This is a genomic window from Marinagarivorans sp. (genome assembly GCF_982758155.1).
In genome coordinates, this window is the sequence record NZ_CEXWTU010000248.1 from 1 (window position 1) to 7,027 (window position 7,027).

Annotated in this window: 4 protein-coding genes; all 4 read right to left on the minus strand. The window is 45.0% G+C overall.

What is annotated here, in order from left to right:
- Positions 1 to 102: 102 nt before the first annotated feature.
- Entirely contained in the window at positions 103 to 2,349 is a 2,247-nt protein-coding gene (locus AC3A8L_RS18515; RefSeq protein WP_487963761.1) for a peptidase domain-containing ABC transporter, read from the minus strand.
- Positions 2,346 to 4,121, minus strand: coding sequence for a peptidase domain-containing ABC transporter (locus tag AC3A8L_RS18520; protein ID WP_487963762.1), 1,776 nt, complete (start codon positions 4,119 to 4,121; stop codon positions 2,346 to 2,348). Before AC3A8L_RS18520 ends, AC3A8L_RS18515 begins: the two co-directional genes overlap by 4 nt.
- Before the next feature lie 137 nt (positions 4,122 to 4,258).
- The gene (locus AC3A8L_RS18525) at positions 4,259 to 4,780 is read right to left on the minus strand and encodes a shikimate kinase (RefSeq protein ID WP_487963763.1); all 522 of its coding nucleotides are present in this window, start codon (positions 4,778 to 4,780) and stop codon (positions 4,259 to 4,261) included.
- A gap of 64 nt (positions 4,781 to 4,844) precedes the next feature.
- Positions 4,845 to 7,027, minus strand: a 2,183-nt coding sequence (locus AC3A8L_RS18530; RefSeq protein WP_487963764.1) for an Ig-like domain-containing protein, incomplete at its 5' end; no start/stop codon positions are given.

Genomic DNA, 7,027 nt, shown 5'->3' on the forward strand with positions numbered 1-7,027 from the left:
AGGCAGGAGGCAAGTATTATTGGATAAAGTATTTTTTCCTCGGCCCTTAAGGGGGGGCTAGTCTATTCGGATCAGACTATTTGGCTAAGACTAAAAGTAGCTTTAGGTGTTACTTTTATTGATGGCTTCGATGATTAGCTCTGGTGAACCGACCATGGGGAAATCACCTGAGGTTAACAGAACAACTGTATCCGCCATTTTAATGTAATCTTCACGGTGAGTAACCAGAATAACTGTACGGTGACCTTTCCAGCGCTCTATCGTTTTCCGGAAGGCATCACCCGCACTGCTATTCAATAACGCATAGGGCAGCTCATCAAACAACATCAGTGATGTGTTTTTTATATAAGCACGTGCAAGGTTTAGCTTGTATGACAAACCCGAAGGTAACTGAAAACCATCGATGCCTATTTGGGTTTCTATCCCCTTCGGTAATGCACACACCTCCTCCCAGGCATCCACTTGATTTAATGCGACCTTAATCGCTTGTGCATTGACTAGTGGGTCGGCCATACGCAGATTGGACGAAATTGAACCGTTAAAAAAGTGAGGTACTTGAGGAACATACGCAATATTTTTTCGTAGATCAATCAAATCCAGCTGACGAATATCGAGCTCGTCGATACGAATATTACCCGCTTGAGGTCTATAAAATCCGTTGATCAGCTGCAAGATCGTTGATTTACCAGAACCATTACCACCGGTAATCGCAACAAGGTCTCCAGGTTTTGCGCTGAAGCTAAGTCCAGTAAAAACAGGGTCGCTTATTTTGTTATATCGAAGGCCAACCTTACTAAATGTGATTTGACCTTTTAATTCGTTAATTCGGGTATGCGAGGCCGAGTCTTGCGCCTCGGTATTGATCGCCATAAGGCGATTAACCTGATCAACCGAATTACGTACTTGCTCGAAACGGCTCATGGAGTTACACAAAATTTTGAAGGGGGTTAATACCCGCCAAACCAGTAGTGTGGTTGCAATTAATGCACCGGTCGTTATTTCACCCGCCAGAATCCCCACTACGCCTAAATAGATAATCGTAAGACCTGCCGCCACAAATAGGGCATGGGAAATCATCTCTATACGCGCGGATAAGAATGCGGTATTAAATGCTGATAACGAAGCCTTACCGGATACTTTTCGATACTCTTCGATCCATTTTTCACCAATACCGCTAGAGCGAATTCCATGCATCTTTTGAAACGTTTCGAATACCATTTGCTGCCGTACAGAATGATCCCGACCAGATAACTTAGTCGATGTTCGCAACGACGTCCCCGTAAAGAATAACAAAACTAAATACAATGCAGCGACAGCGAGTGGGACGAGCGCGAGTTTTCCGGCGATAAGAGCAATAGCTAACAAGATAATAAGCGTGAAAGGTAATTCGACGATCGCTAAAAATAATGGGCCATTGAAAAAATCTCGAATACTTTCAAAAGCACGAATACGAGAGATTTGAGCAGATACTGATGCGCGCTCAGTAAAAGTTATAGGCATAAAGACTAGCTGCGAAAATATATGATTACTGACTATCGTATCTACGCGGGAACTAAACCACGATAATGCTCGCAGGCGAACTAAGCGCAAAGCGCCCTCGCAGCATAACGCTAAAAAAGCACCTACGATTAGGGGCATCAAGGTTTCGGGTGAATGTAGCCCAATAACACGATCATAAACCAACATCACAAACAGGGGCGCCGCGATGGCTACAAGATTAATCATAATACTGACAGAAAAAACTTGCCAAAATAAACTTTTAAAGCGTTCCAATAGTGCACGAAACCAGGTAAAGCCCGACGCCGCCATATAGTCTGGCGTAAGCGGTTGCGGCGATTCCGATTCTTTCGTAAAAACGTAGGCCTTACCTTTAGGTATTTCGGTGCTATTAACCGTCATTACCCGCTCGGCAGAGCAATCATAGAGGGTCAGCATGAGCGTATCGTCTTGCGAGTGCGAACCTAGAATGACAACAGGTTGCAAATTATTCAATTGATTGTTTACCTCAGCCCCTTGAAACGGAACATACAAGCAGGGAAACAAACGATCATCAATAATCGCGGCATCGATCAATAATTCATTGGCAAGATATCCCAAATTTGCGATAGCATTCATGACATCGACAGCATCAATACTTCGCTTTGTGCTTGGCAAATAATCGCACAATGTTCGTTCGCTAACAGGAAGCTCCAGCTCTACCGATAGACAAACAATCGCATTTTCATAACAGCGACTTAAATCCTCGTTATCAGACAACCAACCCGCCGCTCGCAACTGCGACAGTATCACTTCGATCTGATTCGCTTTTGACATCCAGGCCTGGTCGTTAAGCTCTAATGCTGCATTCACAAACGTAGCACCTGATAAGGTTTAACATCGTGTAACTTACTGTCGTCTACAGCGTGGCTTTCTTTCAGCTCACCATTATCCAAAATATAATCTCGGTCAGATAAAAACAAAATATTCTTATCATCGCTCACTAAAATTAATGTGACTCGACCTTTGAGCTTAGCTAGCAATTTATACACAAGGTGGTAACCCTCTTTGTCTAACCCCCTGTCGGCATTATCAAACAATAATACCTTAGGCTTAGCCGCAAGTACCCGAGCAATAGCAATACGCTGCTTTAAACCTGGCGGAATTGCATCGGAGCTACCGCCTTCCAATAAGGTATCAAATCCTGCGGGGAGTTTTGAAATCTCCTTATCAATACCCAACAGACCTGAAATTTGCTTTACATTTTCGGCACTATTCAAACCAAAAGCTGTTAAATTTTCAGCTATCGTACCTTTAAAAATGATGCCATCCATGGGTAAATATCCCAAGTGCTGCATTAGCTCTTCTGGCGGGTGTAAATGAGCCGACACGCCATTAACCAGCACATGACCTATTTTCGGCAAATACAACCCGGAAATTAACTTTAACAATGTCGTTTTACCACAACTGTGATCGCCCGATATTGATATCGCATCCCCACGCTTTAGCACCAGAGATATATCTCGTAGTAATGCACGGTCATTTTCGGTATATGAGAAGCAAAGGTTATTAACGGCAACAGCGCCTTCAATAACTGTCAAAGACTCTTCAGGGGCATGCTCTATTTTTTTCGTCGAAAATATACTATTGACCTGCTCTCGGCATAATTGATAATCCTGAAATCGCGTCCAAATTGAAAGGGCCTTTTGTACCGGGCTCATAATACGCCCCGACAATAAGACACAAGCAATTAAAGTTCCCATCGTTACCTCTCCAGACAACACTAGGGGTGCACCAAATGCAATCATGGAAACCGTCATGATTTGGGTAAACAAGGCACTGTAATTACTGGCCGTATTGGTTGCTTTTGATAAAAAGTAGCTGTGGGTACTAGTAGCACGCTGCAATTCTTCATACTGCCGCTGCAGTTGATTTTCGTGGCCTAAAGATTTTGCCGTATGAATCCCGGTAAGTACCTGAATAAAAAAGCTCATTCGCTTTTCATCCGAGCCATCCCGTTGCGATAAAATCGCTTTTATCTTTTTACCTAAGGCCCACGCTAACAAAGCAAAGACCAATAATATTGCTACAGGAACAATCACTAAAGAACCGGCTAACAGAGCAATTAGAGCGATATAAATAGCCACAAAGGGTAAGTCGATAAGGGTGATAAGCGCTTGGCCACTGGTGAATTCGCGCATTCGTGATATTGAGCCCATACGCTGTAAGTGCTGGCTGACATCTTCCCGCTCAACATCGGATAAATCGGAATGTAATATATGGCGAAGCGCATTGCAACTCAGTGCATGCTCATACACGGCGCTGCTCCAACTCACAATATATGAACGCGCCAAACGAATAAAACTTTCGAGTAATACCGCAATCGCAACCCCCATTGTTAAGGCATTAAGCGTACCCATATTTTGGCTCACTAGAATACGGTCGTACACCTGCAGAGTTGTAACGGGTAAGCTTAACGACAATAAGTGTATCGCTAGGCTGGCAATAATGAGGGTATTCGTCTTATTCTCAAACGTGATATCGGGATGCTTTAAATATTGCGCATCGACAGGATGCAAAATTGTTCTTAAGTACAACTGTGCCGTTCTGATTTTATTTGTGAGATGGGAGGCAACATAGGCCATTTCATCAAACCCTTTTTACTGGGATGCTATTCCACCCCGCCATCGTTAGACTTTCGCTTTATTAAGCATAGACTCTTAACCGAAAAATGGAGGAGGGATTAGTGGAGTAATAAGATCTGATGTATGCGTTTATGGGTTTAATGCACTTTTTTCATAACTCGCAAAATTAAGCTAATTTTTTTGGCTGCTTGCAATGGATTGAGCCCAGTAATGGCTATTTGAGCGTCGGCACGGTTATAAGAATCTTGGAAATATTCCATATCGGTATAAATGGATTTTAGATACCGTGCCGCTTGCGCTTTATTGAGTGTTTTTTGTTTTGGGTTTGACTCTTCATCAAAAAATGTGAGCCGTTTAAATATATTTTCGGGTGAATCAAATAGGCTAATTTTTGCGCATGACTGTTCTTTAACCACATCCCAGTAGGCCTCCATAAAGCCACTGGGCGGCATTGAAATGACGGCCTCTTCACTTTTCGGTTGCGCTAACAAATGCACCAATGCCTTAGCCGCTTCGATGCGGTATTCCCGCATGGTCGGGATTTTGCGGCGTAACGGGCGGATTTTCATGCCGTGAAAGCGTTCAATTTCACGATCCATGTCAAAAAAGGGGCGATTTAACTGCTCGGCCAATAGTGGTCCAACCGTCGTTTTTCCCACACAACTAACGCCTGACATAAATATGCGCATAATTTTATAACGTCCTTATTTATTACCCGGCTGCCTACATAAACTGATCATCACCATAATCACTCAGATCATCATTATTGTGGAAACCGTCATCATCTAATTCGCCATCATCTTCATCTCCGCCGTTTTCGCGGCCCGGATTCGAATCATCACTTGTGGCCTCGACCCAACTCACTCCATCGTCGTCACCAAACTCATCATTTGACTCATCGTCAACTTCTTCTAACCAGCTATTACTGGAGCTACTCCCTTCAAGCTCTTGCTCCTCGTCAGGCTGGGGCCCACCTTTTTGCTGAGCCGCGATGCCTATATCTTCATTAGCCGCGTCACTGCTATTTCCTTTATCTTTACTGCTGCCTTTGTCGTCGCTGTCGCCTTTATCTTTACTACTGCCTTTATCGTCACTTTCGCCTTTGTCTTTACTGCTACCTTTATCGTCGCTGTCGCCTTTATCTTTACTGCTACCTTTGTCGTCGCTATCGCCTTTATCTTTACTGCTACCTTTGTCGTCGCTGTCGCCTTTATCTTTACTGCTGCCTTTATCGTCGCTATCGCCCTTATCTTTACTGCTGCCTTTGTCGTCGCTGTCGCCTTTGTCTTTACTACTGCCTTTGTCGTCGCTATCGCCCTTATCTTTACTACTTCCTTTGTCGTCGCTATCGCCTTTGTCTTTACTGCTGTCTTTGTCGTCGCTGTCGCCTTTATCTTTACTACTGCCTTTATCGTCGCTATCGCCTTTATCTTTACTGCTACCTTTGTCGTCGCTGTCGCCTACATCGCCAGGTACATTATCTTCACTGTTTTCGTCATTCTCACTCTCGTCATTATTATCACCAATAATGCCCCCACCTTTATCCTGCGAGCTATCTTCAGCTTCCGCATTTTCATCATTCCAAACAATGCGCTCCACATTGTCGATATTGATGCGCGTACCTTCATCCAAACGGATTTCACCCACGGCATCATCACTCAACACGATTTCACCATTACTGGTCGAAATAACCGAGCCTTGGGATAGGTCGACAGTAAAGTCATCGCTTGATGTCACACGACTAACATCGGTGAGGTCAATGGTATCGATTCCATCTCCACCATCAACCGTATCGGTGCCGTCGGTACCATGGTAAGTAAAGGTATCGTCGCCATCGCCACCATCTAAAGTATCGCCTTCCCCTCCTCCACGAATCGTATCGTTACCTGCCCCCCCATCAATCGTGTCCTTGCCGAGACCACCATCAATAAAATCGTCGCCATCACCACCGTAGATTTCGTCTTTCCCATTGCTGGTGCTTATCGTGTCATTGCCGGCGCCGCCCTCGATGTAATCATCGCCATTACCGCTATCAATAATGTCGTTACCATCATCACCGTAGATATCATCTTTGCCATTGCCACCAGTAATCGTATCGTTGCCGCTACCACCGTGCAGCTCATCATCGGCATTGCCGCCATCGATAATGTCATTACCGTCATCACCGTAAATTTCGTCTTTGCCGTTGCCGCCAGTAATTGTGTCGTTGCCACTACCACCGTGCAGCTCATCATTGGCATTGCCGCCATCGATAATGTCATTACCACCTTCGCCAAAAATGGTGTCCTTGCCATTGCCCCCGTATATTTCATCATCACAATCGGTACCGGTTAACGTGTCGTTACCATTTCCGCCATCTATCACAACCCCTTCGCAGTGGCCATCCTCATCAATATCACTTACATTCACAGTGAATGTTTTGGTCGTAGAAGCGCCGGCAGAATCGGTTACCTGAATGACCACATCAATGGCTTCTGTTTGCTCATAATCGATTTCGGCACCGTCTTTAACGACCAGCTGACCATCAACAACCTCGAAAGGTGAATCACCGACTACCGCATAAACATGAGTATCATTTTGATCTGAGTCTTGGGCCGATAGATCTCCAATTACCGTACCGCCACCTGCATTTTCTTCCACGCTATTACCGGTGAGTACGGCTATCGGAGAATCGTTCGAACCGGTCACGGTAATGGTGAGATCAGCCGTGCTGGTTTCGCCGTGCTCATCGGTGACGGTGTAGCTGACCGTCACATCCTCCGTTTCACCTTCCGCGAGGTTGTTATGGGATTCATCCGGGTTGAAGACGACTTTGCCGTCGACAATTGAAACCGAGCCGGCGCCGTCGCTGACTTCGGCACTGGTTAAACTTAAGGTATCGCCATCCGCATCGGTATCGTTGGCAA

Excerpts from the sequence above, each read along its gene's own strand:
- AC3A8L_RS18520 (WP_487963762.1), bottom strand. The coding sequence starts at position 4,121 with ATGGCCTATGTTGCCTCCCATCTCACAAATAAAATCAGAACGGCACAG.